This is a genomic window from Thioalkalivibrio sp. ALR17-21 (genome assembly GCF_000420185.1).
Lineage (GTDB): Bacteria > Pseudomonadota > Gammaproteobacteria > Ectothiorhodospirales > Ectothiorhodospiraceae > Thioalkalivibrio > Thioalkalivibrio halophilus.
The window spans coordinates 101,020-127,346 of record NZ_ATUL01000006.1 but is presented as its reverse complement, the minus strand read 5'-3'; the positions used below and the strand labels follow the sequence as shown (position 1 = coordinate 127,346).

At 66.4% G+C, this 26,327-nt stretch carries 33 protein-coding genes; 25 read left to right on the top strand and 8 right to left on the bottom strand.

What is annotated here, in order from left to right:
* The first annotated feature begins 5 nt into the window (after nucleotides 1–5).
* From G020_RS0104990 to G020_RS15240, 11 genes are read left to right on the top strand one after another with little or no spacing between them, the layout of a single operon-like run.
* Nucleotides 6–353 carry a hypothetical protein gene (locus tag G020_RS0104990; RefSeq protein WP_231363043.1) on the top strand — a complete coding sequence of 116 codons (348 nt, stop codon included), beginning with the start codon at nucleotides 6–8 and terminating at the stop codon, nucleotides 351–353.
* A gap of 3 nt (nucleotides 354–356) precedes the next feature.
* Nucleotides 357–905, top strand: a complete 549-nt coding sequence (locus G020_RS0104985; RefSeq protein WP_018935660.1) for a hypothetical protein — start codon at nucleotides 357–359, stop codon at nucleotides 903–905.
* Nucleotides 902–1,327 (top strand): hypothetical protein, encoded by a 426-nt coding sequence (locus G020_RS0104980; protein WP_018935659.1) that lies wholly within the window; start codon nucleotides 902–904, stop codon nucleotides 1,325–1,327. The genes G020_RS0104985 and G020_RS0104980 overlap by 4 nt, the downstream gene beginning before the upstream one ends.
* Nucleotides 1,328–1,329: 2 nt before the next feature.
* The gene (locus tag G020_RS14760) at nucleotides 1,330–1,788 is read left to right on the top strand and encodes a DUF1353 domain-containing protein (RefSeq protein ID WP_231363042.1); all 459 of its coding nucleotides are present in this window, start codon (nucleotides 1,330–1,332) and stop codon (nucleotides 1,786–1,788) included.
* Nucleotides 1,778–2,077: a hypothetical protein gene (locus G020_RS0104970; RefSeq protein ID WP_029681210.1), complete on the top strand. Its 300-nt coding sequence runs from the start codon at nucleotides 1,778–1,780 to the stop codon at nucleotides 2,075–2,077. Before G020_RS14760 ends, G020_RS0104970 begins: the two co-directional genes overlap by 11 nt.
* Nucleotides 2,074–2,640: a phage tail protein gene (locus tag G020_RS0104965; protein ID WP_018935656.1), complete on the top strand. Its 567-nt coding sequence runs from the start codon at nucleotides 2,074–2,076 to the stop codon at nucleotides 2,638–2,640. Before G020_RS0104970 ends, G020_RS0104965 begins: the two co-directional genes overlap by 4 nt.
* Entirely contained in the window at nucleotides 2,637–2,933 is a 297-nt protein-coding gene (locus G020_RS0104960) for a hypothetical protein (RefSeq protein WP_018935655.1), read from the top strand. Before G020_RS0104965 ends, G020_RS0104960 begins: the two co-directional genes overlap by 4 nt.
* Nucleotides 2,930–3,343 (top strand): hypothetical protein, encoded by a 414-nt coding sequence (locus G020_RS0104955; RefSeq protein WP_018935654.1) that lies wholly within the window; start codon nucleotides 2,930–2,932, stop codon nucleotides 3,341–3,343. The genes G020_RS0104960 and G020_RS0104955 overlap by 4 nt, the downstream gene beginning before the upstream one ends.
* Nucleotides 3,344–3,357: 14 nt before the next feature.
* Entirely contained in the window at nucleotides 3,358–4,509 is a 1,152-nt protein-coding gene (locus G020_RS0104950) for a phage tail tube protein (protein ID WP_018935653.1), read from the top strand.
* The gene (locus G020_RS15245) at nucleotides 4,509–4,874 is read left to right on the top strand and encodes a hypothetical protein (protein ID WP_018935652.1); all 366 of its coding nucleotides are present in this window, start codon (nucleotides 4,509–4,511) and stop codon (nucleotides 4,872–4,874) included. The genes G020_RS0104950 and G020_RS15245 overlap by 1 nt, the downstream gene beginning before the upstream one ends.
* Nucleotides 4,871–5,182 (top strand): DUF1799 domain-containing protein, encoded by a 312-nt coding sequence (locus G020_RS15240; protein WP_024328862.1) that lies wholly within the window; start codon nucleotides 4,871–4,873, stop codon nucleotides 5,180–5,182. The genes G020_RS15245 and G020_RS15240 overlap by 4 nt, the downstream gene beginning before the upstream one ends.
* On the opposite strand, the gene G020_RS0104935 is transcribed toward G020_RS15240, so the two are convergent.
* Nucleotides 5,154–5,351 (bottom strand): hypothetical protein, encoded by a 198-nt coding sequence (locus G020_RS0104935; protein ID WP_018935650.1) that lies wholly within the window; start codon nucleotides 5,349–5,351, stop codon nucleotides 5,154–5,156. The two genes, G020_RS15240 and G020_RS0104935, sit on opposite strands and share 29 nt — an antisense overlap.
* Before the next feature lie 46 nt (nucleotides 5,352–5,397).
* Here G020_RS0104935 and G020_RS0104930 point away from each other — a divergent pair, with 46 nt between their 5' ends.
* The 9 genes from G020_RS0104930 to G020_RS15235 are packed head-to-tail and all read left to right on the top strand — an operon-like array spanning nucleotide 5,398 to nucleotide 14,683.
* Complete coding sequence (locus G020_RS0104930; protein WP_024328861.1) at nucleotides 5,398–7,380, top strand: hypothetical protein; 1,983 nt, start codon at nucleotides 5,398–5,400, stop codon at nucleotides 7,378–7,380.
* Nucleotides 7,377–8,006 carry a DUF2460 domain-containing protein gene (locus tag G020_RS0104925; protein ID WP_018935648.1) on the top strand — a complete coding sequence of 210 codons (630 nt, stop codon included), beginning with the start codon at nucleotides 7,377–7,379 and terminating at the stop codon, nucleotides 8,004–8,006. The genes G020_RS0104930 and G020_RS0104925 overlap by 4 nt, the downstream gene beginning before the upstream one ends.
* The gene (locus tag G020_RS0104920; RefSeq protein WP_018935647.1) at nucleotides 8,003–8,857 is read left to right on the top strand and encodes a DUF2163 domain-containing protein; all 855 of its coding nucleotides are present in this window, start codon (nucleotides 8,003–8,005) and stop codon (nucleotides 8,855–8,857) included. The genes G020_RS0104925 and G020_RS0104920 overlap by 4 nt, the downstream gene beginning before the upstream one ends.
* Complete coding sequence (locus G020_RS0104915) at nucleotides 8,850–9,263, top strand: C40 family peptidase (protein WP_018935646.1); 414 nt, start codon at nucleotides 8,850–8,852, stop codon at nucleotides 9,261–9,263. Before G020_RS0104920 ends, G020_RS0104915 begins: the two co-directional genes overlap by 8 nt.
* Nucleotides 9,256–12,831, top strand: coding sequence for a phage tail protein (locus G020_RS0104910; RefSeq protein ID WP_018935645.1), 3,576 nt, complete (start codon nucleotides 9,256–9,258; stop codon nucleotides 12,829–12,831). The genes G020_RS0104915 and G020_RS0104910 overlap by 8 nt, the downstream gene beginning before the upstream one ends.
* Nucleotides 12,828–13,799, top strand: coding sequence for a hypothetical protein (locus G020_RS0104905; protein ID WP_018935644.1), 972 nt, complete (start codon nucleotides 12,828–12,830; stop codon nucleotides 13,797–13,799). The genes G020_RS0104910 and G020_RS0104905 overlap by 4 nt, the downstream gene beginning before the upstream one ends.
* Nucleotides 13,792–14,193, top strand: coding sequence for a hypothetical protein (locus G020_RS0104900; protein WP_018935643.1), 402 nt, complete (start codon nucleotides 13,792–13,794; stop codon nucleotides 14,191–14,193). Before G020_RS0104905 ends, G020_RS0104900 begins: the two co-directional genes overlap by 8 nt.
* A complete protein-coding gene (locus G020_RS0104895; protein ID WP_018935642.1) occupies nucleotides 14,190–14,549 on the top strand; it encodes a hypothetical protein in 360 nt (119 codons plus the stop codon). The genes G020_RS0104900 and G020_RS0104895 overlap by 4 nt, the downstream gene beginning before the upstream one ends.
* Nucleotides 14,534–14,683, top strand: a complete 150-nt coding sequence (locus G020_RS15235) for a hypothetical protein (protein WP_156002692.1) — start codon at nucleotides 14,534–14,536, stop codon at nucleotides 14,681–14,683. Before G020_RS0104895 ends, G020_RS15235 begins: the two co-directional genes overlap by 16 nt.
* 38 nt (nucleotides 14,684–14,721) lie before the next feature.
* Here the strand turns inward: G020_RS15235 and G020_RS15230 are convergent, their stop codons facing one another.
* The 4 genes from G020_RS15230 to sohB all read right to left on the bottom strand — a co-directional run bounded on the left by G020_RS15230 (nucleotide 14,722) and on the right by sohB (nucleotide 18,301).
* The gene (locus G020_RS15230) at nucleotides 14,722–15,717 is read right to left on the bottom strand and encodes a DUF2971 domain-containing protein (protein WP_156002689.1); all 996 of its coding nucleotides are present in this window, start codon (nucleotides 15,715–15,717) and stop codon (nucleotides 14,722–14,724) included.
* A 110-nt stretch (nucleotides 15,718–15,827) separates the two neighbouring features.
* The gene (locus tag G020_RS0104885) at nucleotides 15,828–16,193 is read right to left on the bottom strand and encodes a hypothetical protein (RefSeq protein ID WP_156002686.1); all 366 of its coding nucleotides are present in this window, start codon (nucleotides 16,191–16,193) and stop codon (nucleotides 15,828–15,830) included.
* A gap of 337 nt (nucleotides 16,194–16,530) precedes the next feature.
* Nucleotides 16,531–17,031: a DsrE family protein gene (locus G020_RS0104880; RefSeq protein ID WP_018869325.1), complete on the bottom strand. Its 501-nt coding sequence runs from the start codon at nucleotides 17,029–17,031 to the stop codon at nucleotides 16,531–16,533.
* Nucleotides 17,032–17,098: 67 nt separating this feature from the next.
* Entirely contained in the window at nucleotides 17,099–18,301 is a 1,203-nt protein-coding gene (gene sohB, locus G020_RS0104875; RefSeq protein ID WP_024328860.1) for a protease SohB, read from the bottom strand.
* Between the two features lie 59 nt (nucleotides 18,302–18,360).
* On the opposite strand from sohB, the gene G020_RS0104870 reads away from it, so the two are divergent.
* From G020_RS0104870 to G020_RS0104860, 3 genes are read left to right on the top strand one after another with little or no spacing between them, the layout of a single operon-like run.
* On the top strand, nucleotides 18,361–18,741 hold the full coding sequence (locus tag G020_RS0104870; protein WP_024328859.1) for a hypothetical protein: 381 nt from the start codon (nucleotides 18,361–18,363) through the stop codon (nucleotides 18,739–18,741).
* Nucleotides 18,729–19,637 (top strand): LysR family transcriptional regulator, encoded by a 909-nt coding sequence (locus G020_RS0104865; RefSeq protein WP_024328858.1) that lies wholly within the window; start codon nucleotides 18,729–18,731, stop codon nucleotides 19,635–19,637. Before G020_RS0104870 ends, G020_RS0104865 begins: the two co-directional genes overlap by 13 nt.
* A gap of 3 nt (nucleotides 19,638–19,640) precedes the next feature.
* On the top strand, nucleotides 19,641–21,425 hold the full coding sequence (locus G020_RS0104860) for an N-acetylglutaminylglutamine amidotransferase (protein ID WP_024328857.1): 1,785 nt from the start codon (nucleotides 19,641–19,643) through the stop codon (nucleotides 21,423–21,425).
* A 54-nt stretch (nucleotides 21,426–21,479) separates the two neighbouring features.
* On the opposite strand, the gene moaB is transcribed toward G020_RS0104860, so the two are convergent.
* Nucleotides 21,480–22,019 carry a molybdenum cofactor biosynthesis protein B gene (gene moaB, locus G020_RS0104855; RefSeq protein WP_024328856.1) on the bottom strand — a complete coding sequence of 180 codons (540 nt, stop codon included), beginning with the start codon at nucleotides 22,017–22,019 and terminating at the stop codon, nucleotides 21,480–21,482.
* Between the two features lie 55 nt (nucleotides 22,020–22,074).
* Here moaB and rluB point away from each other — a divergent pair, with 55 nt between their 5' ends.
* Nucleotides 22,075–23,013, top strand: a complete 939-nt coding sequence (gene rluB, locus G020_RS0104850) for a 23S rRNA pseudouridine(2605) synthase RluB (protein ID WP_024328855.1) — start codon at nucleotides 22,075–22,077, stop codon at nucleotides 23,011–23,013.
* A 3-nt stretch (nucleotides 23,014–23,016) separates the two neighbouring features.
* On the top strand, nucleotides 23,017–23,688 hold the full coding sequence (locus G020_RS0104845; protein ID WP_024328854.1) for an endonuclease III domain-containing protein: 672 nt from the start codon (nucleotides 23,017–23,019) through the stop codon (nucleotides 23,686–23,688).
* A 33-nt stretch (nucleotides 23,689–23,721) separates the two neighbouring features.
* Here G020_RS0104845 and G020_RS0104840 read toward each other — a convergent pair whose 3' ends face one another.
* Together G020_RS0104840 and cydB are read right to left on the bottom strand one after the other, a co-directional pair.
* Nucleotides 23,722–25,086 carry a sigma-54-dependent Fis family transcriptional regulator gene (locus tag G020_RS0104840; RefSeq protein WP_024328853.1) on the bottom strand — a complete coding sequence of 455 codons (1,365 nt, stop codon included), beginning with the start codon at nucleotides 25,084–25,086 and terminating at the stop codon, nucleotides 23,722–23,724.
* Between the two features lie 236 nt (nucleotides 25,087–25,322).
* Nucleotides 25,323–26,324 (bottom strand): cytochrome d ubiquinol oxidase subunit II, encoded by a 1,002-nt coding sequence (gene cydB, locus G020_RS0104835; protein WP_024328852.1) that lies wholly within the window; start codon nucleotides 26,322–26,324, stop codon nucleotides 25,323–25,325.
* Nucleotides 26,325–26,327: the final 3 nt, after the last annotated feature.

The following is a 26,327-nucleotide window of genomic DNA, read 5'->3' as shown; positions in this document are numbered from 1 at the left end:
CCACCATGGAGATCACCGCCACTGTGACGCTGGTGGTCGCCGGGGGTGATGTTGCCCCCGGCGAGGTCACCGAATTGAACGAGGCCGAAGCCCGCAGCCTGATCGAGCGCGGCTTTGCGCGGGAGTACAAGGACCCCGCGGCGTCCCGGTCCAAATCGGCGAAGCCGGCACTGGACGCGGCCGCTGATGCAATCCTGGCCCACAACGTCGACCAGATCGTCGAGATCCTGCCGGATCTTGGCGACGGCAAGCTGGTCGAGCTCCGGGAGCGGGAAGAGGGCGGCAAGGGCCGCACCACGCTGGTCGACGCCATCAAGGCGGAGATCTCCGGCCGGGCCGAAGGCGAGGGCTGACCCGTGAGTCTGACCAGCCTGCACAAGCGCCTGCCGGAGATCGAGTCCGGGCGGATGATCCCGGCCTCGGAACTCGACTGGCAGGACGATGTCACCGACGCCCTCCAGCCGGAAGAGTGGCCCGAGGGCGTGCTCTCCGAGCTCGAGGCATCCGTGATCCTGGTCCTGTCCCAGCTGCGCACCAGCGCCGGGGTGCCGTTCTATCCGTCGCCGGAGCCCGGGGCGCATGTGCGGTCGGAGGGCACCAGCCAGCACAGCACGCAGGGCGGCGAGCGCCTGTCGCGTGCGACCGACTTCTACGTGCACTGGGACCACGCCGCCAAGGTGCTGGAGATCGCCCGCCGCCACCCGGCCGTGGGCGGCCTGGGCATCTATGACTCGCTGATGCTACGGGGCACGCCCGGCGATTACTGCATGTTCCACATCGACACCCGGCCGCAGCGTGTGCCCTGGGTCGGGCACGGCCGCGAGCCGATCGAGTACGTGCTGCAGGCCAATGAGCCCGCCCGCTATCACCGGCTGATCGCCGACATGCTGGAGGCCCACGCATGAACCGCCGAAGCTTTCTCGCCACCGCTGTGGCCTCGGCTGCGGCCGCGGGCCTGAGCGCCTGCGCCACGCTCGAGCGCATGGGCGGCGGTGCCCGCGCCGCCGTGCAGTACGCGACCCTGCGCTACCTGGGGGACGACAGCCTCCGCGCGGAACGCGCCCGCCACGTGCTGGTGGAAATCCGCCCGGTCGCCACCGGGGAGACCACGCTGGAGGCCCTGGCGCAGGCAGTCGAGGATGCAATCCCCTGGGATGACCTCGACCTCGCCGACGCCACCCTGCTGGCAGAACTGCTGGGCGCCCTGCGTGCCGAGCTGGAATCCCGCATCGGCGACGGCCTGCTGGATCCGGACGACGTCGAACGCGTGGAGCGCGTGATCGACTGGATCGATGACGCCGCCGCTCGGGTGGAGTCTCGGGGATGATCATGCCGTCCGGATATCCCCTGATCGGCGATGCTTGGCTCGACCGCCTGGTGACCCAGGCCGTGCGGCCGGGCTGGTCCCGCACCGTGCGGCCCGCGCGGTTCGTCTCGGAACGCATCGACCGCACGATCCGCATCCCGGCCGGCTTCGAATTCGACTGGGATTCGGTCCCGCGCATCCCGTTCCTGCACGCCTGGCTGAAGGGCCGGGCAGAGCAGAGCGCCGCGCTGCACGACTGGCTGTACCACGCGCAGGCCGTCGACAACCTGCCCATCACCCGCCGCACCGCGGATCGCATCTTCCTGGACGCGATGGTGGCAGAGGGCGTCTCGCGCCGTCACCGCTGGGCGATCTACGCCGGCGTGCGCATCGGCGGCTGGGCGGCCTGGCGTCGGGGTCCTCGGCACACGCGCCGGGCCGCTGCACCCAAGACAACCGATGGAGGCTTGGATGTCAGATGATCGAGTGGTCGATGTGGTCCTGGATCGCATGAACAAGCTCGACGCGAAGGTCGATCAGATGGCCGAGGCGATCACCAACCTCGCGCGGGTGGAAGAGCGCATGAGCAACGGAGCCGACCGTATGAACGGTCATGCCCGGGAGATCAAGGATCTCCGCGAGCGCGTGCAGGAGCTGGAGAAGCTCCGCTGGAAGGCCGCCGGCGCAATGGTCCTTGCCTCAGCGCTGGGGGGCCTGCTGGGCGCGTTCGGCGGCCTCGAGCTGATCGGCAGAATCGGGGGTGCCGCGTGATCGAGCTCGACACGCAGGGCGCCTCTATCCGGCAGCTCGAGCGCATCGCGCGCGAGGTGTCGATCGGGATCGTTCCGGATTCGATCTCCCGGGCGCTCAACCGTGCGACCACGGCAACCCGAACCCGCGCGAGCTCCGCCATCCGACAGGTCTACAACGTGCCCGCTGCCGAGGTGCGCGGCACATTCCGTATCACGCGCGCGAGCCGGACGCGTCCCGAGGCGCTGATCGAGTCCCGCGGTGTCCGGCTGCCCCTGTCGCGCTTCGGCGCGCGCCAGACCCGGCGCGGGGTCACGCTGAACGTCCGCCGGTCCACCGGCCGCCGCCTGCTGTCCGGCGGGTTCTTCGGCCAGGGCTCCATGCCTTCGAGCCGCCTGTTCCGGCGGGAGGGGTCCGCGCGGCTGCCCGTGGAACAGCTGTTCGGCCCCGCTGTACCGCAGATGCTGCAGGAGTCCGGTGTCGAGCGGCAGGTTCTGCAGCGCGCCGAAGAGGTCTACCTCTCGACCCTGGAACACGAACTGCGCCGGCGGATCGACCGCGCTGTCGCGAGGGCCAACCGATGATCGAATTCGGACCCATGCACGACGCCATGGCCAACGCCTTCGGCGAGGACGCCACGTACCTGCCGGCGGACGGTGACCCGGTGTCGATGAAGGCGGTGCCTCACTTCGACGCCCCCGCGGAGGAAGAGGGGGGCGTGTACGTGCGCCGCACCACCGTCGACTTCCGCAGCGGCCAGGTGAAGCCGCGCAGCGGCGACCGTATCACCCTGTCCACCGGCACCTGGTACGTCGACCGGCAGGAATCGGACGACGGCTACATCACCACCGTGGTGCTGGGGAGGAAAGAGTCGTGAAGCTGCAGGCCCTGGTCGACCGACTGAACGCCGAATGCCCCGCGCTGGCCGGGCGTGCCCGCCTGCTGCGCGACCTGAGCGAAGTGGAGAACGTCGACGGCGAGCTGCCCGCGGCGTTCGTGCTGCGCTCGAACGACACCGCGGCGCAGGCAGACGGCGTGGCCGGCATGGTCCGGCAGGCACGCACCCGCACCGTGGCCGTGCTGCTGATGGCCGATCCGCCGCAGGAAGCCGGCGAGCCCATGGAGGCCCTGCGCACCGAGGTTCTGGAGGCGCTGCTGGGCTGGCAGCCCGACCCGGCCATCCAGCTCGAATACGCCGGCGGTGAAGCCCAGGCCCCGCAGGCCGGTATCGACCGCTGGCAGGACACCTTCCGATACACCGATCACCTGCGCGGTGGCGCGCAGTAACCGAGGACACCGCAATGGCGAAGCTGATCCGCAAACGATTCGTCGACGTCGCGCTGGAGACCGAATACGGCAAGGACCCGGGCGCCGACCGCGTCGCCCTGCTGCCGAACAGCGACCTCTCGCTGACGGTCGAGGGCAACACCGTCACCCGTGACACCGTGCGGGACACCCTGTCCCCGCAGGGCCATGTGGTGGTGGACCGCCGGCAGGAGGTGAGCCTGCCGCTCGAGCTGCGCGGCGCCGGCCTGGACGAAAACGACGAACTCAAGGTCCCGGAGACCGACGTGCTGCTGCGCGCATCCGCGTTCGAGCGCGAGGACGGCGCGCGTCTGGTGCTGACGAGCGTGTCCGGCGACTTCAAGCGCGGCGAGACCGTGCAGAACACCACCGCCGAAGAAACCGCGGGCACCGTCGCGGACTGGGATCCGGAAGAGAAGACCCTGTACCTGCGCGACCTGCAGGCGATGCCCGACGCCAGCGACGAACTGGAGGGCGAGGACAGCGAGGCGGCGGGCACGGTGGATGCCGCTGCGGACGCCTGGGTATATCGGCCCGCTTCCCCGCGCCCGAACGACCAGGATTCGGTCTACCTGCGCTACGACCTCGACGGCAACCTGCACAAGGTGGCCGGGGCCCGTGCCACGTTCTCCCTCAATATCACCCGCGCGGAGATCCCGCAGATCACGTTCACCCTGTCGGGCAAGTACCTGGAGCCCGCGCCGGGCGGCCCCATTTCCGGGGAATACCTTGACCAGGTGCCCACGCCCGCCCTGGGTGCCCGGATGACCATCGGCAACCTCGACATGCAGCAGGTGGCCGTCAACTCCGTGCAGGCCGACATGGCGAATGAAGTGCAGCCGCGTAACGACATGCAGGCCGAAGACGGGTTCCGGGGCTTCCTGATCACCGAGCGCGACCCCACAGGATCGGTGGACCCGGAGGTGACCGGCCTCGGGGACTTCAACCCGTACAAGGATTGGTCGCAGGGCAACTACGTGGCCATCGCCGCGGGTATCGGAACCGGAGCGGGCCGACGTGTCCGCTTGGTGATGCCGCGCACGCAGTACACCCAGCTGCCGTACGACAGCCGCAACGGCATCGCCACATATGACCTCGGATTCCGCGCCACCGGCGAGGATGACGAGCTGATGCTGGTGTACTCCTGATGCGCGCCTTCCGGAAAGAACGGGCCCCGGTGTGGTGGCCGGTGCAGGTGGTGGAGGCCGCGGACCATGGCGAGACCGAGACGTATGAGTTCGAGGCACGGATCCGGCCGCTCTCCACCGATCAGGTGAACCAGCTTTCCGCCGGGAGCCGGCCCGACCCGGTCGGGCTGCTGCTGGAACACGTGGTCGACTGGAGCGGCCCACACGACCCGGACACCGGCGCGGCGATCCCGTTCTCGCGCGAGACCCTGGAGCAGTACCTGGGACAGTCCATCCCGTTGCTTCACGCCCTGGAGCGGGCGCTGCAGGAGGTATCGACCGGGGGTGGTGCGGCAAAAAACTCGAAGACGTCGCGCGCAGGTTGATCGACCGGGGGCGCGCGGCGGACGACCAGAACCTATCCCCGGAACTGAAAGCGGCACTCAGGCAGCGAGAGGAGCGGGATGAACCGATCGACGTATGGCCGGAGAACTGGGATGCAGTGGAGGTGTTCCTGCGCTGCCAGACCCAGTGGAGAGTGGGCATGGCCGGCGCCACCGGCCTCGACTATGCCGGCGTCGATGTGGCCCTGCGGCGGTACGGCCCGGATGACCCGGATGACTGTTTCGAGCGCGTTCAGCACCTGGAAACAGCCACGCTCCGGATCATTTCCGATCGTCGTCAGTCTTCGTGACACCGGTCTCCTGGTCAATCCGCTTGCGGATGCCGATGCCGCCCCACACCAGGAGCCCGAGACCGGCCCATATCGGCCACTGGCTGCCGCCCTCTGCGGCCTCCGTGAATCCGTACAGGATCATCAGCACGCCAATGATCTGGAGGAATACGCCGGCGGGTTTGGTCATGTCGATGCCTCACGATTCGAACGGGATAATGCGGGGAGTGTAGCCCATGGCGCGTGAGGTTCGCTTCGGCGTCCGCCTGACGGGGGACTCGCAGGGCGCCGTCAACGCCATGCACATGACGGACCGCGAGCTGCGGCGTCTGGGTCGCCAGATCGAGCGCAAGGACCGGACCATTCGCCGGTCGCGCCGCGAGTGGGACGTGTGGGCTCAGAGCATGGGTGGCGTGCGCCGTATCCTGGGCCCGCTCGCAGGCATCGGCGGCGTGAGCCTTCTGCGCCGCACCGCATCCAACGTCATCGAACAGACCGCCGCCATCAGCGAGGCCGCCGACGTAGGCGGCGTGACCGCGGAGACCTATCAGGAGCTGACCAAGGCGTTCGAGGATCTTGGCGGGATTGCCGAGGGCGTCACCAGCGGTGCGCTGCGCCGCTTTAACCGGCGCCTTGGTCTGGCCGACCAGGGCACGGGCGCCGCCGCCGGCACGTTCGAGGACCTGGAGATCGCGATCCGCGACGTCGATGGGCAGATGCGCAGCACGGACGACGTGCTGCGCGAATCCCTGCGCACCCTGGCCGACATCGAGAGCGGGTCCGAGCGCGCCGCGCGCGCCTCGCAGATGTTTGGCGAGGACGCCGGCCCCCGGCTGGCCGCGGTGCTGGGGCAGGGTTCCGACGCGCTGGACGAACAGATCGACGCCCTGCGCGAACAGGGCCGGGTTCTGGACAACGAGACCGTGGCCAATGCCCGCGCGGCGAACGATCAGCTCTCGCAGATGCGGGACATCATCAGCAGCCGGTTCAACCAGCAGATCCTCGACAACGCCGACTCGTACATGCAGCTGGCGGATGCGCTGGCCACCGCGGCGGAAAAAGTTCTCGACTTCCTGTCCGTCACTTCGGATCTCACGAAGTGGGCTGCAGAGGGCGCCGCCGCCCGGACCGGGGGCATCGCGGAAGATGACATCGCCCGTCTCGAACAGGAGAGCGACCGCATCGAGACGATGCTCAACCTCGAGGGCATCGCGGGGATGGGGCAGCGTCTGCGGTTCTTCGGGCGCGACGGTCTGGTGCAGTACTACTCGCGCGACGAGCTCGAGCAGGAGCTCGAGGAAATCGACCGCGCCATCCAGCGCCATTACGAGCGGCAGGAACAGAGGGGCACGCGCGACCAGGGCCCGCGTATCGAGCCGCTGGATATCCCCACCGGACGTTCCGCTCCGGAGCCTCAGCCGATCCCCGAACCGGAGAGCGATGACGCCGGATCCGCCCCCTCCGGCGAGAGCGGACCCGGATGGCTCAGTCGGGAGATGGAGCGGCAGGTCGCACTGATCCGCGAACAGACGGAGGCCTACCGCGAGCTCGAACAGGAGGGTTCCCGGGTATACGAGGAGACCCGCACGCCCCTGGAAGAGCTCAACCAGGAGATGGCGCGTCTGGACCACATGCTGGACGCCGGGGTCATCAGCTGGGACACCTACGCCCGCGCCACCCTGGACGCGCAGGAAAGCATGGATGACTTCGCGGACCGCAACGAGGAAGCTTCCAGCGCGGCAGAGGAGTTCTGGACGGAGGCTGCGCGCAACATGCAGCGGTCCATGTCGGACTTCTTCTTTGACGCGATGCAGGGCGAGATGGACGACCTTGTCGGCAACTTCAAGGCCACGATTGATCGGATGGTGGCCGACCTGCTCGCCAGTCAGCTTCTGGAGACGATTGGCGGGGCGATGTCCGAGCAGGGCGGATTCATCGGGGCTATTGGCGGTGCGATGGAATCGTTCGACGGCGGCGGGTACACCGGCCCCGGGCCGCGGTCTGGCGGTGTGGACGGGAAAGGCGGATTCCCAGCGATTTTGCACCCGAATGAGACCGTTACCGATCACACCCGCGAACGCCGTGGCGGGCAGGGTGGCGGTATTACCGTGAACATGAACATCCAGGCACAGGACGCCGACAGCTTCCGGCGCAGCGAGTCGCAGGTCATGGCGCGCACGCAGGCTGCGATGGCCAGGGCTTCGAGGAAGAACCTATGACCAGTTTCCACGACATCCGGCTACCCGAGCGAATTGAGCGCGGTGCTGTGGGTGGGCCGAAATTCTTGACCAACGTCGTGACCATGGCCAGCGGGCACGAACAGCGCAACGTCGAGTGGTCGCAGGAGCGCCCCGAGTACGACATCTCATACGGGCTACAGGACGCCGAGGACATCCAGTCGGTGCTGGCGTTCTTCCGCGCGCGCATGGGCCGCGCGTATGGGTTCAGGTTCAAGGACTGGGGGGACTTCCAGGCCAAGGATCAGCATCTGGGAACGCTGCGCTACGACAGCACCGAGTTCCAGCTCGTGAAGCGTTACGGCGACCCCGCGTACACCCGCAGGATCACCCGGCCCGTGGAGGGCACTGTGACGGTGTACGCCGACGGGCAGGCGCTCCCTGATGGGGACGTGTCCGTCGACCATAGCACCGGCGAGGTCACGATCAGCGGGGACTCGGTGCCGCCGGAGCCAGAGGAAGGTGAGCCGCCGGAGGAAAAGGAGCTGACGGCGACGTTCGAGTTCGACGTGCCGGTGCGGTTCGCCGAGGATGCGATGGAGGCGATGGTGGATCTCCAGCATCTGCAGACGATTCCGTCTATCCGGCTGCTGGGGGTGCGCGAATGAAGGACATCGGCGGACTGGCCGACCTGCTGGAGCAGGAGGTCACGACCCTGGCAACCTGCTGGCGGCTCGAACGCCGGGACGGATTCGTGATCCGGGCAACGGACCACGACCACGACCTGACCGTCGATGGCGAGACCTACGCCGCCCGCACTGGGTACACGCGGAGCGCCCTGGCGACCACCGGCGCCCTGTCCGTGGACAACGCCGACCTCGACGGCGTGCTGAGCACGGACACGATCACCGCCGAGGATATCCGCGCCGGGCTCTACGATCACGCCGAGCTGCGCGTGTTCGCTGTCGACTGGCAGGATCCGGATGCCGGACGCATCAACCTCCGGCGGGGTTGGATCGGCGACGTGACCCTGTCCCGGGAGGGGCACTGGCACACCAGCCTGCGGGGCATGACGCAAGCCCTCGCGCAGAACATCATCGAGAGCTACACCCCGAACTGCCGCGCCGACCTCGGAGACAACCGCTGCAAGGTGGACCTGTCCGAGTGGACGCACACCGGCGTGATCCTCGGCCCCGGGACCGATCTGACGCTGGAGGCCTCGATCAGCGATACCGACGGGGTGGACGCCAGCATCTTCGAGCACGGCGTGCTGACATGGACGAGCGGCCAGAACGAGGGCAAGGTGATCGAAGTCACGGCCGTGGATCTCGAGAAGGACACCATTACCCTGGCGTTCCCGCCATCGTACACGCCGGCAGCCGGGGACGAGTTCGAGATCTACGCCGGCTGCGACAAGCGTCTGGAGACCTGCCGCGATCGGTTCGACAACGTGCTGAACTTCCGCGGCGAGCCGTTCATCCCGGGCAACGACTCCCTGATGGAGTACCCCGATGGCTGAACCGGTTGCAGAAGCGCGGAAGTGGCTCGGAACCCGCTGGCGGCACCAGGGGCGCGGCCCGGCCGGCGTGGACTGCCTCGGTCTGGTCGTGATGGTGGCCGATGCCCTCGGATTGCCGCACCACGACCGCACGGACTACGGCCGTCGGCCGGAGGGCACGCGCCTGATGCGCGAGCTAGACCGGCTGCTGCCCCGGGTCCACCTCCAAGACGCGTCTCCGGGGGATGTCCTCGTGATCGCTGAGCGTGCGCAGACCCTGCACGTCGGCATACAGTCCGAGAAGCGCGGCGCGCCTCACATCATCCACGCCCATGCCCACCGCCGGAAGGTGATCGAGGAACCGCTGGTCTCCCCTTGGGCCGAGCGCGTGGTCGGCGTGTTTCGCCTGGAGGTGAAGCATGGCTGACCTCGTTCTGGGCGGTGTCGGCGCGGCGGTCGGGTGGTTTGTTGGCGGCCCCACAGGGGCGAAAGTCGGCTGGGCGTTGGGGTCGGCGGCTGGCAGCTACCTTTTCACCGACACGCACGAGCAGGAGGGGCCGAGGCTCGAAGACCTGTCCGTGTCGACCGCGGCCTACGGGGAGCCCATACCTGTGGGCTTCGGGTCATTCCGCACCGCGGGGAACCGCATCTGGGCCACCGAGCTGCGCGAGGAGTCGGACACGACCACCCAGGGCGGAAAGGGCGGCGGCGACGAGGTCGAGGTGACGGAGTACAGCTACTACGCCTCGTTCGCCATCGGGCTCGCGGCCGGACCCATCGAAGGCGTCACCCGCATCTGGGCCGACGGCAAGCTGATCCATGATCGCACCGGGGGTTCTGTTGACCAGTCCTTCGACGGCCGACTGCAGTTTCGGGTCTACCCGGGCGATGAAGAGCAGATGCCGGACCCGTTGATCGAGGCGCACGAGGGCGAGGGCAACGTCCCCGCGTTCCGCGGCCTCGGGTACATCGTATTCGAGGACCTGCCCCTCAACAGCTTCGGGCGCCGCGTTCCGATGATTACATGCGAGGTGGTGTTCAAGTCAGACTCCGCATGCCCGGCCCTCAAGGGGGAGTCCCTGCCGGACGCGGAGTTCACATCCTCGACGCACAGCCAGGCGAACGTGGACTGGCGCAATAACATGCTCATTCTTCGGTCCAGGGACGGGCTGCGTAGGTTCAACTTGCGCACACTGAAAGAGGAGTTCCAGGCGACAAACGAGGAAATCCTCAGCGATCCCGCCGTACTGGATGGGTCAGGTATTGACGAGGACACATCGCCTAACCACCCGATCTTTGGGCCAGATGGCTACCTGTACTCGCTGTTCGGGGCCGGCAACACCAACCCGCTGATGAAAATCGACCCGGATTCGTTGACTGCCGTCGATCGGTTCGGATCCAGGGCGATTAGCCTTTCTATAAACTCCGGCGGATTCACTATTTCCACGGCGTTCGGGTTCATTCAGGCATTTTCGGCCGAAGATCAGGGGTGGAGCACGATATTGCTTGGGTCCGGCCGGTGGGACACCCCGGTCATTGGTGCGATCGACGCCGACTCCATGCAGTGGATTGGCCGCTTCGACTCGGGAGAAACCGAGGCGACGCAGTGCCGGCAGATCATCCAGGGCAAGCGCGATCAAAGCGGAGACGCCTGGATCCTGCGTTCGGGCGGGGCAAACAACACGCATGAGACCCGCCTCCCGATCGAGCGCATGACGGCTCACATGGAGATGGGGCCCCTCGGAATATCCTACCGCCTGGAGTTCACTGGAAAGTGGGCGCTGTCCCCGGATGACGTGGGGGCGGTCAAGTTCACTCGGGAGCCGAACCGCGGGGTGTACGACCCGATTGATGACGCCATTGTGTTCCTGGTCGGTCTGGAGTTCGGTGACCCGGAGAAAAACCCCGAGGGGTTGTATGCGGTGAAGTTCGGCGGCGACAGCGGCGTCCTGTGGGTGTCCGAACGTCTCTTCAGCAGCTCCGGAGGGCTGCGTCGTTACGATGTGAACCACGCCGTAGCTACCACCCGAACCGAAGGGCGATTTATGGCGTGGAAGCACGGCGACTGGGTGGTCAAGATCGACTTGCGCTCCGGTAGGGTCGTCACGAAGACGGACTGCTGGCCGTCGGGGGGCGCTGTGTACTCGTACCACGCCATGTCCTATGACCCCGCCAGCGACAGCATTGCGGGATGGGGGGGGCCAGACTACGGCTTCGCCAGCCGTTTCCTGCTGGATCGAGCTTCTGGCAAAGGCACGACCCCGGCGGAGATCGTGGAGGGTCTGTGCGAGCGCGCGGGGATCACCGATGTCGACGTGTCCGAGATCCATGATCCGGAGGTGCGAGGCTACGCGATCACGCGGCAGACGCCTTTGCGGAACGGCATCGAGCCCGTGATGGAAGCGTTCAACTTCGACGCGGTGGAGTCCGACGGCACGCTGGTATTCCGCCCGCGCGCCCGCGGCGGCGACGAGGCCACGGTGCTGACCGACAAAGACCTGGTGCCGCTGTCCGACTCCGGCGATGCCGTGAAAATCGAGCGCGTTCAGGAGGTGGATCTACCCGCTTCGGTAACGATGAAGTTCCAGGACCAGGAGTCCGACTACCAAGAGGCGGCACAGCAAGTGCGCCGTGTAGCGCAGCCGAACCCGTCGATGGAGGCCCGGTCCAGCGTGACGCACAACCTGCCGCTTGCGCTGCATCCCGATCAGGGGCGGCAAGCGGCGGACCGTGCGCTGACAGCGGCATGGACGGAGCGCGAGGGCTTCGAGTTCCGACTCCCAGCGCGATTCCTCGCCTACGATCCGACCGATCTCGTGCGCCTGCCGATGCCGGGCGGCGAATACGCTCTGGCACGCATCACGGAGGCGGAGGTCGGTGCGAACTGGGAGATCCGCTGCACCGCGTCCCGTCATGTGCCGGAGGCCTACAGCTCGGAGGTGACGGCTGATCTCGGGGGCGCACGCGTTGGTCGGGTCGAGGCGGATGTCCCCGGTCGTTACGCGATCCCGGAGGCCCCGCTTCTGCGGGACGAGGATGAGGCGGGAGAGGCCCTGACCACCCGCTACCTGTTTGCCAGTCCGGCATCGGACGGAAAGTGGCGGTCGCTGGCGCTGATGCGAGCGCGGGACGGGGTCGACTGGGACCGGGCCGCCCATACGTCGAGCCCGGCGGTGATGGGGTCGCTGCGGTCGGGTATCGGGGCTCCGCCGAGTCCGTGGGTGTGGGATCGCGAGACCGTTATCGAGGTGAGAGCCTACGACCCGGACGGTCAGGTCCAGTCTCGCACGGAACGACAGGTCCTCGATGGCAGGAACGCCGCCCTGATCGTCGACGCGGACGGGGATTGCGAGGTCATCCAGTACCGCGATGCGGAGGAGATTGGGGCGGGCATCGTGCGGCTGAGCCACCTGCTGCGAGGTCGCCGCGGAACTGAGCACAACCTCAAGCATCGCGCAGGCGCGAAGGTCGTGCTGATGCCCGATGCCGGGACGATGTGGCACGAGCCTGTCGACATGGTGGGCCGCCAGATCCGTTATCGAGGAGTGGGGAGAGGTCAGTCGCTCGAGGACGTGGACACCCGCGCCCGGACGATTACCGGGGCGGACAAGAAGCCCTACGCCCCGGTCCATATCGCCGGCGATTGGACGATGGACGGCATCAACATAACGTGGGTCCGGCGCACCCGCACAGGCGGCGCCTGGCGCGACGGCACAGGCACTGTCCCGCTGGCGGAGCGGTCGGAGCGGTATGAGGTCGACATCCTCGACGGGGACGGCGAAGTGCTGCGCACGTTGGAGTCCGACGAACCCAGCGCGCTCTATCCGAGGTCGCATGCCATCGAGGACTTCGAGTCGGTGCCGGATTCGGTCGATGTCCGCGTGTACCAGATCAGCGAAACCGTCGGCCGCGGCCGGGCCGCAAAAGCAACACTGTTGGCCGATGGGAGCCCGCCGACCAACATTGAGCTCCCGGTAATGGAGAAAGTGCAATGACGATTCTGTTTGTAGGGTCTGAACCCGGCGATTTCGACGAGCTCGACTTTTCTGGCACAGACACCGGATCGGTGGAGTCCGGGGACCTTTCTCGGTGTGCGGTGGAGATTCGAGGCGGGAGCGACGAGTTTGTGTCGGCGAAGTTCAGCGCATCCGCTGAGGTTTGCGCGCGAGCCCGGGTTGTCATGGATCATGCTGAGGGCGACATCGCCGACGGATATGCCCTCATAGAGCTGCGGGCTGACGGTTCTCCGGTTGCTGGGATCATTGGGGACGACGAGAAGTTCAAGGCCGCATACCACGACGGCGAAAACTGGGTGTTTGTGGAGGAAGTGGAGGGGGTCGCGTTCAATGAGGCGGGGGCCAATTTCCCGATGGTCCATGTCAAAGACGGTGGCATCGAGTGGTATCTCAACGAAGGCCTTGTAGCCAGCGAAGAGCTGGACACTAGCGACTATGGGGATATTGACGAGGTTCGGATCTTTGTTACGACGTCGGGGCTTTCCTTCAATCAAGTGTATGTGTCTGAGGTTATTGCCGCTGACTTCAGCTTGCGGGGCCACCGCCTGCGTACCGTAGAGCTCGACGGCAACGGGGAAAAGCAGGACTGGGACGGCTCCGTCGAAGATATTAACGCATGCGACACCCCCGAAAGCGATATAATCTCAAGCGACACCGCGGGCGAAGTGTCCACGTTTACCCTGAAACGAATCGCGGAGGCCGACTTCGAGGACCTTGATGTGCAGGCCTTGATCCTGAAAGCCTCGATCCAGCGCGAAGGCGGACCGGATGAGGTGGCCGGCGTGGTCCGTGTAGACGGCGAGAACTACGAGACCGGGCAGGCGGCCCCTGAATCGACCTGGGACAACCATCAGTTCGTATGGGAGACAAACCCGGAAACCGGGCAGGCTTGGACCAACGACGAGATCGACAACGCAGAGCTGGGGCTGGTGACGCGCGATGTCTGAGATCCAGAGTCACAGGGCCGTCGGCTATGCCTTGCTGGCTTTTCCAGAGGTCATGGCATCGAAAAGGGCCGTCGGCTATGCCCTGCTTTCGCCGCCCGGCGTGGTCGGATCCCATCGCGCGGTCGGCTACGCATTGCTTTCGCGGGACGTTTATGACGTCGGCGATGTGCTGACCGTGACGGACCACGGAGAATGGACGCGCGACCCGCAGGAGTTCGGTTATCAGTGGCTGCGCGACGGCGAGACGATCGAGGGCGCGACCGACGCGGAGTATACCTTGACTTCGGCAGACGCCGGCCATGAGGTCTCAGTCCGTGTGATCGCAAAGAACCCCTACGGCCAAGGCGAAGCCGAAGCAGAATCCAACAACATCGTCGCGGAGGCCCCGCAATGAGCAGCCCGAACTTGAACATCAGCCACATCGCCGCGAACCAGGACCAGAAGGAAGTGACCGCGAACGAAGCGTTCGATGCGCTGGATCGCGCGCTGACGGGTCTCGGTGAATGGGACGTCGGCGAAGGCGGCCCCGACGAGGATTCGTTCCGTATGCACTTCGCATGGAAGCCTGACGAGGAACTGACGGAGGACGCGACATTCGGCGTCCCCGATGTGCGGCGCCCGTTCGTGATCCTCAACCCCAGCGATACCTACTCCATTACTGTCGTCGCCGGTGATGACAGTTTCGACGTTTCGCCGGAAACTGCCGGATGGTTCTACTACGACGGGGACACGCTGTGGAAGCTGTCGTAGTGACCGTCGAACTGGTCGGCGGCGGCGAACAGCGCGTCCGCGGCGACCAGCCCGCCGGCACCAGCGTCTACGTCCGCGCCGGCCGCATCGAAGACGAAGCCCCCGACCTGCCGCAGGACAGCATCACCGTTTAATAGTCGGTTACGCTTTTATAATGTCGAGCAGCTATGAGTTACTCATCAATAGGTCTAAGCACAACCTTCCTAGATCCATGGTCTGGGGTGGCGACTTCGACTGGAATTCCATTGGATTGGCATACTTCTTTTATCTGTTCTGAAAAAGTTTCACCGGCTTGGTATCCAAGTATAACTTTTGTTATTTCGGGGGCGCCGCACTCTCTTGGGCCAATGCCGAAAGGCACGCAGTAACGCCATTCACGCTCATGCTCCCACTTCTTATCCTTTACTAGGGCGGCCACCAGAGATAACCGTTGAATGTTTCCATCAGGTTTTAAAGATTCCAGCATGTGGTTTGTTGCGTCCATGCCGCCTTCGAGATACTGAACCGGCAAGGTAAGCCTTTGAAAAGCTCGCGGCGCAATTTGGCTCCTCGGGTTATACTCAATGCAGGCACCCTGGAACGGCTTATCATTGTAATATCCCCACATTTGTTCAGCGAGCGGAGTGTCGGTAAACGAGCACAATGGATTCGAATCTTGAATTAGTTTCGAGAATTGTTGGCTCAATGGCTTGAAGCTTACGTCTTTAATTGCCTTCTTCAAGGCTAATGCAGCCTCCTTGGACTTCTCTTTTGACCACCCTTCGTTTTCAATAAAATATGCCGCAGCCTCATAGACCGAATTAAATTGCAAGACGTCACGTTCTTGCTGCTTGCTAATTGTTTTCCCTTGCCCCCTGAGGTACTCAATCCAATCGTTCGGTGATCCCATCGCCTTTTCTGCGAGGTCGTCAGCGTTAACTCTTAAGCAGGAATCAAAAACATCGTTTTGTTGGTTCGCCGGGCTAGCATAAACATACCCTCGTCTTATTTCGTCCACAGCATAAGGTGTGGATGGATTTTGTCGGGGACACGATTCGGAACGAAATCGATATAACCTCTTGGGCATTTCACGAAAATTTTTTATCTCCAGTATATCGAGTGCTCGCTCGGATTCAGGGAGAGAGAAAATAAGAGAGGCGTATGTATCCTCAGGTGAGATAGAATTCATCCAATGCTCCGAGGGTGGGGTTTACTGCACCGATCTGTGGACGGCCCCGAGATGCAATTCTCGAGGCCGGTGAAAGGATGAGATGCAAGGCGGCAGTGGTTTCCACCTGATCAATCGAAACGCGTGATCTCCAGGGTGTATTCCCCATCGTCTTGGTGATCCGCCACGCAGGTGTAGTAGTGCCGCTCGGTCCCGCCCAGGGCGTTGTCTGCATCAACCCAGCCCCGCACCTCGAACGTCCCATTGTCTTCATCCACGGCCGTCTCCGAGTCCCCCCAGCCGGAGAATTCCGCCGAACCCGGATCCCGCAGCTGATCACGGACGTGATCCATGCAGAGCACCCGCGCATCGCCCCGGTGCGCCTGACGATCCTCGCCACCGCCTGAGCACCAGGCCATCAGAACGCCCGCACCGATCACCACGACCACCGCCGCCACCGCCGTCTGCGCCGGCGTCGCCTCCTGCTTTTCCGCCATGTCCATGCCCTGAATAGAATGAGGGTTTCAGGCTACCCGGCGCGAGAGCATCCTGCCAGTCGACCTGCCAACACCGGCCGCGGCGATTGCAAAACCGTCACGCATCTATTTGATTTCAAATGCACCGAAACGCCGCCACACGCAGCCCGCCTGACGCCCTGTTTACAGAGGAAATTCAGAGACTTCCGATGCGTTTGCGCGTATTCATGGGGTGCAGAGGGTCGCAGGTTCAAATCCTGCCGTCCCGACCAAACAGGACAGTAAAAAGGCCGCCGGGGGAGTCCCCGGCGGCCTTTTTTGTGCGCGCCGAACGGGTTCGGCGTCGGCCGGGATCGGTTTACTGCATGTAGGAATAGCCTTCCTGCTGCAGATGGATGATTTCGGAGTCCGCCATGGGGACGATCTCCACGAACCCGTGCACGTCCTCGGGCTCGATGCCGCGCAGGGCGGCGGAGGCCTCGCACATGCGGATGTCGATGTTGCCGGCACGGGTCAGGGACTCGGCGCGGCGCATCAGGTCACGATGTTCATCGAACTGATCGCGGGTGAAGAAGGGCACTTCGCGGCCGTGCAGCACCAGCACGATATGCGAGTCGAACGGATCGGCCTCGTACACGTTGTTGAGCATGCTGACGCGGTCGAGGACGAAATCCATCTCGTCCGCGGTATCCACGGCCACGTCATACACCACGCGGGCCGGTTCGTACTCCTTCTGGTTGACCTCGGCGGAGCCCCAGGGCATGTCGTCCTGTGCCGGGGCGGTCAGCGGGGCGCCCAGCAAGAGTGCCCCGGCGACCAGGCTGGCGAGGGGACCGATACGGCTTGCATGTGCGGACATCACGTTCTCCCTTGCAATGTGGGCTGGCGATACCAACAAGACGCATGGACGGGCCGGATCCATTCCGTCAGCGTGGCGGCTCGCCCGGCCCGCGGGCGTGTTCTTCGGGGCTGCGGGCGTGCAGCACGCGTTCCAGCAGTTGTTCGGCGGCCATGCCGACCCGTCGACCAAGCGGTTGCGCGCGGGTATAGGAGACCTCGAAGACCTCGGCCTCGCGCGCCAGTTTCATCAACAGGTCGTCGCTGGTGCCGATCTCGTCGGCCAGCCCCAGGGCGCGGGCCTGCTCCCCGTACCAGTGTTCGCCGGTGGCGACCCGGTCCAGTTCCAGCTGCGGGCGGTATCGCTGCAGGAACTGCTTGAACAGTTCGTGGGTTTCGTCGAGGTGATCCTGGAACTTGCGCCGGGCGGCGTCGGTGTTTTCGCCGAATACGGTCAGGGTGCGCTTGTAGTCCCCGGCGGTCAGCAGTTCGAAGTCGATGTCGTGGCGGTCGAGCCAGCGATGCAGATTGGGTATCTGCGCCACCACCCCGATGGAGCCGAGGATGGCGAACGGGGCGGCGACGATGCGATGACCGACCGCGGCCATCATGTAGCCGCCACTGGCGGCTACGCGGTCGACCACCACGGTGAGATCCAGCCCGGCCTCGCGCAGGCGGACGAGCTGGGAGGCCGCGAGGCCGTAGGAGGGGACCATTCCCCCGGGGCTCTCGAGGCACACGACGGCCTGATCGCGGCCGGGCTCGGCCTGGGTGAGCACGGCGGTGATTTCTTCGCGAAGGTTGTCCACCGCCGACGCCCGAATGTCGCCCTGAAAGCGCAGCACGAACACCCGCGGCGCTGGGGCCTCTTCCTGTTCGAGTTCGACCACGGTTGGTGATTCGCTGACCGGGTTTCCCCCGGGCGCGGAAGAACCGGACGGGTCGGCCGGCGATTCGGCGGTGTCGGCGTCGCTTACCCCGGCGGATTGCGTCGATCCATCGGGGGTCCCGTTGCCCTGGCCGTTGCCATCAAAGGGGTGTCCGGGCTGGCGGCGCCGGCGCAGGCGGTCACGCAGGCGCTGCAGTCGGGTGCGCGGCCCTTCCACTGCGCGGCGCACGGTTTTTTCCATGCGGGCGTAGCGGTCGTTCAGGCGTTTGACGTTGAGCTGGTCGGGGCGGCGCTCGCGGCTGCGGGCAATCAGCCCGATAAAGGCGCTCATCAGGATCAGCACCGCCATGACGGCGGTGACGACCTTGGCGAAGAACAATCCGAAATCCTGCAGCAGTTCCATGCGATTCCTCGGGGTCGGCGGGTGGTCGACGCATCGTCTGTGCGTGCCATAATGCCACCATGATTGCTTCCGACGCTTGGGACCCGCGCGCTCCGGGTCGTTTTCATGGTTGCGAGGATGCCGGGGGGGCGGAGCCCGAGCCGGTGGTCTACCGCGATGTTCCGGTGCTGACGCTGCGTCAGGTCGACGAATGGAACGGCCAGCCCAAGGGCACGGCGTTCCGCATGTTTCGGGCCCGCGAGGGTGAACTGGAAGAGGGGCGTGACTTCTTCCTGATCCGACGGGGCGAGGAGCCCGAGCTTGCCGAGCAATGGCGGGCGGGCGGCACCATCTATCCGTCGACCGTGCACGTGGTCCTGCTGGGGACGCGGGCGGTGGAGCGCATGCGTGCGGAATGGCATGCGCGCACGCACAGCCCGGACTGCGGATGTCCCGGGTAACCCTCGAGCAGTGGCGCATGCTCAAGGCGGTGGTGGATGCGGGTGGTTTCGCCCGCGCCGCCGAGCGGGTGCACAAGAGCGCCTCCAGCGTGAACCACGCGGTGCAGAAGCTGGAGGAACAGCTGGGGGTCGAGGTTTTCCAGCTGCAGGGCCGCAAGGCGGAACTGACGCCGGCGGGCCATGCGCTGCTGCGGCGCGCGGAACACCTGCTCGAGGAGGCCGCGGACATCGAGGCCCTGGCCGGCGCGCTGGCCACCGGCGTGGAATCGGAACTGCACCTGGCGGTGGAGCAGATCATCCCCGCCGCGCGGGTCATCCATGCCCTGGAGGCGTTTTCGCGCGAACAGCCGGCGACCCGCATCCAGCTGCACGAGGTGGTGCTGGAGGACGGTCCCCAGCGTCTGGAGCAGGGGCGAGTGGACATGCTGCTGGCGCCCCAGGTGCCCTCGGATTTCCTGGCGCAGGAAATCGGGGAACAGACCATGGTGTGTGTCGCCCATCCGGGGCACCCGCTGGCGAGGTCGGGTGCGGTGCTCACCCGGCGTGACCTGCGGCCTCATCGCCAGGTCGTGCTGCGCGATTCCGGGGAACAGGGCAGCGGCGAGGGCGGCTGGCTGGATGCCGATCAGCGCTGGACCGTGGGGCATGTGTCCACGGTGCTGGAAGTGCTGCGTTCCGGAGTCGGGTTCGCCTGGGTGCCGCTGGACCGTGTGGCGGATGATCTGGCTTCCGGCCGCCTGGCGGAACTGGTGCTGGAGGCCGGCGGGCGTATGCGGGTGCCGTTCTATCTCACGCTGGCCGACGGTGACGCGGCCGGGGTGGCCGGGCGGACGCTGGCCGACGCGCTGCGCACGGCCTTTCAATCTTTGCCAACTTCGACCGGGATGGATCCATAACCCATGTGCGGAATCGCCGGAGAATTCGTCTGGGGCGAGCGACGCGCGAACGCGGATGCGGTCGCGCGCATGCTGCCCTGTCTGGAACGCCGCGGCCCGGATGCCGATGGCTTGTGGGCCTCGGGCCGGGTGGCGCTGGGACACCGGCGGCTGTCCATCCTGGACCTGTCGCAGCGGGCGCACCAGCCGATGTTCGACCCCGAAACCGGGTTGTCGCTGGTGTTCAACGGGGCGATCTATAACTTCCGCTCGCTGCGCAGCGAACTGGAGGGGCGCGGTCACCGGTTCTTCTCCAGCGGTGATACGGAGGTGATCCTGCGCGGGTATGCCGAATGGGGCGAGGGCGTGGTGGCGCGGCTGCACGGCATGTTTGCCTTCGCACTGTTCGACGGGGAACACCAGCGCCTGCTGCTGGCGCGCGATCGCATGGGCATCAAGCCCCTGTATCTCGCGCGCACCGGCGACGGGGTCCGGTTTGCCTCCAATACCGCGGCCCTGCTGGCCGGCGGCGGTGTGGATACCGAGCTGGATCCCGAGGGCCTGCACATGCTGTTCTCGCTGCATGCGGTGGTGCCGGCGCCGCGCACCGTGTTGCGGGGCGTGCGCAAGCTGGAACCCGGTCATTACATCACCATCGATGCGCACGGCCAGGAGCGCCAGCAGTGCTACTGGCAACTGAACGCCCGACGTCCTGCGGAGGCGGTGAGTGACGCCGAATGGCAGGAACGCATCGAGGCGGGCCTGCGCCGCGCGGTGCGCCGGCGCCTGGAAGTGGCGGATGTACCGGTGGGGGTGCTGCTGTCGGGCGGCCTGGATTCCAGCCTGCTGGTGGCGCTGGCCATGGAAGAAGGTGCGCAGGATCTGCGCACCTTTACCGTGGGGTTCGAGGATCAGCCCGAAGAAAAGGGCTCCGAGTTCGAGTATTCCGATCCGGTGGCGGAGCGTTACGCCACCGATCACCAGGCCACGCTGATCCCCAACGACCAGGTGCTCGCACGGCTGCCGGAGGCCGTGGAGGCCATGGCCGAACCGATGTTCGGGCAGGACGCGGTCGCATTCTACCTGCTCTCCGAACAGGTCTCGCAGCACGTGAAGGTGGTGCAGTCGGGCCAGGGGGCGGACGAGGTCTTCGGCGGCTATTTCTGGTACCCGCAGATGGCGGAGGATCGTCACGGCGACTGGGTGGAACGCTTCCGCCGGCACTATTTCGATCGCGACCACCCCGAGATGGCCGAGATGCTGCGCCATCCGCCGCCGAATGACGTGACCGGGGAGTGGCTGCGCGAACAGTTCCATCGTCTGGAGTCCGACCGCGCGGACTCGTTCATTGATGCGGTGCTGGCGCTGGACGTGACCACGCTGATCGTCGACGACCCGGTCAAGCGGGTGGACAACATGACCATGGCCTTCGGCCTGGAGGCGCGGGTCCCGTTTCTGGACCACGAACTGGTGGAGACCGCCGCGGCGATGCCGCCGCATCTGAAGCTGGGCGACGGCGGCAAGGACGTGCTGCGGCGCATCGCCCGCGGCCGTCTGCCGGACGCGGTGCTGGACCGGCCCAAGGGCTACTTCCCGGTGCCGGCGCTGAAATACGTGCGCGGCGAGTTCCTCGAGTTCATGCGCGACATCCTCAATTCGCGTGCGGCGCGCGAGCGCGGGCTGTATCAGCCGGCCTACATCGACAAACTGCTGGACGCCCCGGACCAGTATTTTACCCGCATCCAGGGCTCCAAGCTGTGGCACGCGGCACTGCTGGAGTACTGGCTGCAGGTCCACGTGGATGGCTGAATGCCGTGCCGGAGCGGTCAGGGGATCGGTCAGGGGGCTGACCTCCTGCGCGTCTCAGATTTCCTTCAGGCGCGGCATCAGCATGGTCAGGTTGCAGGGCATGGTGCGGTCGTCGAGCTGGGCGCGGATCAGCTGGTCCCAGGCCGTCCGGCAGGCCCCGGTGGAGCCCGGCAGCACGAACACGTAAGTGCCGTTGGCCACGCCTGACAGGGCCCGCGACTGCAGGCTGGAGGTGCCGATCTCTTCGTACGACAGCGCGCGGAACAGTTCGCCAAAGCCCTCAATGGTCTTGTCCAGCAGCACCGACACCGCCTCGGGGGTGCCGTCGCGGCCGGTGATACCCGTTCCACCGGTGGTGAGGATGGCGTCGATCCGCGGATCGGCGATCCAGCGCGAGACCACCGCGCGCAGGGCGTAGATGTCGTCCGGCTGCAGGTCGCGCTCGGCCAGTTGATGGCCGGCGGCTTCCAGGCGTTGGACCAGGGCATCGCCGGAGCGATCCTCGGCCGCCGAACGGCTGTCGGAGACCGTGAGGACGGCGATATTCAGCGGTGTGGTGACGGCGTCACCGGTTTCGGGCGCATTGGGGCTCATGGCGGGTTCCCGTTGGTGTATCGTGGGCGCCCATCATAAACAGTGGCAGGAGCCGATGCAGGAACGGGTACAGAAGGTCCTCGCGGCGCGCGGTCTGGGATCGCGGCGCGAGATCGAGGGCTGGATCGAACGCGGCGAGGTGCAGATCAACCAGAGCACCGCCGGACTGGGCGATCGCGTGGGGCCGGATGACGTGATCCGGGTGCGCGGCCGCGTGGTCACGCGACCGGAATATCCGCACCGCTGGATCGCCTATCACAAGCCGGTCGGCGAGATCTGCTCGCGCTCCGATCCGGAGGGCCGGCGGCCGGTGTTCGCCAGCCTGCCGAAGCTCAAGGGCCAGCGCTGGGTGGCGGTGGGCCGTCTGGACCTCAATACCTCCGGGCTGCTGCTGTTCACCACCGACGGCGAACTGGCCAATGCGCTGATGCATCCGGGCGGCGCCATGGAGCGCGAATACGCGGTGCGTGTGCTGGGCCAGGTGCCGGAGGAGACGCAGCGCATGCTGCTGGAGGGCGTGGAGCTGGAGGACGGACCGGCCCGATTTGATGCCCTGGAGGCCGGGGGTGGCGATGGCGCCAACCAGTGGTATCACGTGATCGTGACCGAGGGCCGCAATCGGCTGGTGCGGCGGCTGTGGGATGCGGTCGGGGTGACGGTCAGCCGCCTGATCCGGGTGCGCTACGGGCCGGTGGTCCTGGGGCGCGGGCTGAAATCGGGCGCTGCGCGTGACCTCGAGGTGGGCGAAGTGGCCGCGCTGTATCGCGAGGCGGGGCTGAATGTGCCGGAGAACCTGCAGCCGCCGCAGAAACGTCGCGGCACCCGGCCGAAAAAGAAGAAGGGCGGGGCAGCCAGGGGCCGCGACAAGGGCGAGGGCTGGAGTTCGTCACGTCCGGGTGCCGGGGCGAAGACCGCCAAATCCGGTAAGCCCGGCAAGTCCGGCGCGCGCCAGGGCAGGGGAGCGCGCGGCGGACGCGGCCGGCCGGGGCGCTGAGCCATGACCGACGGGGCTGACACCGCGGCGCCGGATTGTGGCACGGTGCTGGAACGGCTGCATGCGCATTACGGTCCGCTGCACTGGTGGCCGGCCGAGACCGCGTTCGAGGTCATGGTCGGGGCGGTGCTGACGCAGAACACGGCCTGGAGCAACGTGGAGCGCGCACTTGCGGCCCTGCGCGAGGCGGATGCGCTGACGCCGGCGGGGATGGCGGCCCTGGAGCCGGAGGAACTGGCCGAGCGGATCCGCCCGTCGGGGTATTACAACGTCAAGGCCGGGCGCCTGCGGCACCTGCTGGCGTTCCTCGAGCGGACGGGCGGGATCGAGGCGCTGTCTGCGCTGGAGACCGGGCCACTGCGCGAGGCCCTGCTGGAGGTGAAGGGCATCGGTCCGGAAACGGCCGATGACATCGTGCTGTACGCCTTCCACCGTCCGGTGTTTGTCGTGGATGCCTACACCCGGCGCCTGTTCGAACGCCTCGGGCGACCGCATGCGCGGGACGGCTACGAGACGCTGCGGGCTTCGGTGGAGGCCGAGCTGGGTACGGATACCGTGGCGTTCAACGAACTGCATGCACTGATCGTGGAACACGGCAAACAGCGCTGCCGGCCACGCCCGCTGTGCGACGGCTGTCCGCTGGGGGATCGCTGTTACGGGGTTGTCACGGGCTGATGCGCCACGCGGAGCGGCACCGGCGGGTGCGGCTCAGAGGGCGTCATCCAGCCGCTGCAGGTGCCGGTACAGGCTGCGCTCGCTGAGCCCCAGACGCGCCGCCAGCGAGCGCCGGTCGCCCCGATGCACGGTGGCCGCGTAGCGCAGGTATTCGCGTTCCACCTCCTCCAGCGGGCGGATCTCGCCGTCGGCCAGCGCGCGCGGCGGCGGCAGATCGCGGTCGTCGACGCCTTCGGTCACCTCGGTGCCCAGGTGTTCCGCACGGATCTCTTCGCCGTCGCTGAGCAGCGCGGCGCGTTCCAGGATATTGCGCAGCTCGCGGATGTTGCCGGGGAAGGGATAGCGTTCCAGCACCTCGCGTGCCCCCGGACTGAGATACGGGCTGGCCGGCAGTTGGAGGCGCTCGAACAGGGCCTGGGAAAGGATCGGGATGTCGGCCTTGCGTTCGCGCAGCGGCGGTACGCGAATGGGAAAGGTGCTCAGCCGGTAATAGAGGTCCTCGCGAAACTCCCCTTCGCGGACCAGCTGGCGGAGATCACGGTGCGAGGCACAGACCAGGCGGAAATCGGCGCGCCGCGGTTCGGTGCTGCCCACCCGCCGGAAGGTCCGGGTCTCCAGCAGGCGCAGCAGCTTGACCTGCAGCCCGTGGGGCACGTCGCCGATCTCGTCGAGGAACAGCGTGCCACCGGCGGCGGACTCCACCAGCCCGGCCTTGGCATGGGTGGCCCCGGTGAAGGCGCCGCGTTCATGGCCGAAGAGCTCGCTTTCGAACAGGGTCTCGGTCAGGCCGGAGCATTCCACCGGCACGAACGGGCCTTCCGCGCGGCGGCTCTGGTCGTGCACGGCACGGGCCACCAGCTCCTTGCCGGTGCCCGACTCGCCCTGCAGCAGCACCGATGCCTCGCTGGGCGCGACCCGGCTGACCAGCCCCAGCATCTCGTTGAAGGCGGCGGACTGTCCGACCAGCCCCTGTTCCCCGGCCTGCGGAGACGAGACCGGCAGATGGTGCAGGACCTCGATCAGGTAGCGCAGCTTGCCGTCGGAACCGTGGATCGGGAACATCTCGACGTCCACGTGTTCCTTGCCGCGAGCCGTGTGGTGGACGTGCAGCGTGCGGTTGGGCTTGCCGGTGGCCAGGGTGTCACGCAGAGGGCAGGTCTCGCCCGCTTCGTCACAGGGCCGCCGGAAGTCGTGCGAAGCTTCGTAGCAGCGTTGCCCGTTGCCCCCGGCATCTACCTCGTACAGAAGCCGATAGGCCTGATTGGCGCCCAGGATGTCGTAGTCCGGCGACAGCAGGATGGCGGGCTCCTGAAACACGTCGAGGATGCTGACCACCTCGTCGCGGTCCAGGCCGCGTGTCCATTGAGGCACGGCTTCTGTGGGCAACTTTTCGTTCACGATGCTGACGGCTCCGGTGTCCGGGAATGGGTCCCTGCGTGTGGCAGTATCTCCCGTGTTCCCGGTTGGAGTCATGTTCCCGCATCGTGTTCCGGTGCTCCGCAAACAAAAAACGCCGCGAACCCGAAGGTTCGCGGCGCCTCGTGTCCGCCCCGCAGCGGGCGGTTGCCTGCGAGTCGGGTCCGGAGAGAGAGAGAAAGACCCGGTCGCAAACCCTGAACGGTCAGGCGACGGCGCTAGTGGTAACCCGCGTCCGCCGTGACCTTGCCGCGGAAGACCCAGTAGGTCCACGCGGTGTAGCCGAGGATGATCGGGATGATGAACAGCGCCCCGATCAGGATGAACAGCTGCGCATCCGGGGAGGATGCGGCGTCCCAGAAGGTGTAGTCCGGCGGAACCACGTACGGCCACTTGCTCACGATCAGTCCCAGGAAGGTGAAGATGAACAGGGCGATCGTGGACACGAAGGGCAGCCCCTCGTGGCGCCGGCGCACCGAGCGCAGGATCTGCCAGGCCGCCAGCAGCGCCAGGGCCGGAAGGACCCACAGGATCTCGAAGGTGCCCATCCAGCGTTCCATGACCTTGGCATCGATGAACGGCGTGATCGCACTGACCAGGGCGAACACCACCAGCACGGCACCCAGCAGCCACGGGGTCACGCGGTAGGCGAACGCCTGGGTTTCACCCTCGGTCTTGAGGATCATCCAGGTCGCGCCCAGCAGGGCGTAGCCGGCCATCAGTCCCAGGCCGGTGAGCACCGTGAACGGGGTCAGCCAGTCCAGCGCGGTGCCGGCGTAGTTCAGCCCGTCCATCTGGAAGCCCTGGATGTAGGCCCCGACCACCGCGCCCTGCGCGAAGGCCGCGACCATCGAGCCGATCGCGAAGGAGGCGTTCCAGCCGCGTCGCGACTTCGCCGAACTCGCCTTGAAGCGGAACTCGAAGGCCACGCCGCGGAAGATCAGCCCGGCCAGCATCAGGAACACCCCGATGTACAGCGCCGGCAGGAACACCGAGTAGACCAGCGGGAAGGCCGCCAGCAGGCCGGCCCCCCCGAGGATCAGCCAGGTCTCGTTGCCGTCCCAGACCGGGGCGACCGTGTTCATCATGATGTCGCGCGACTGCTCGCCGGGGGCGAAGGGGAAGAGGATCCCCACGCCCAGGTCAAACCCGTCCATCAGGACGTAGCCGACCAGTCCGACGGCGATGATCACGACCCATACCAGTGTGATATCGACCATGGT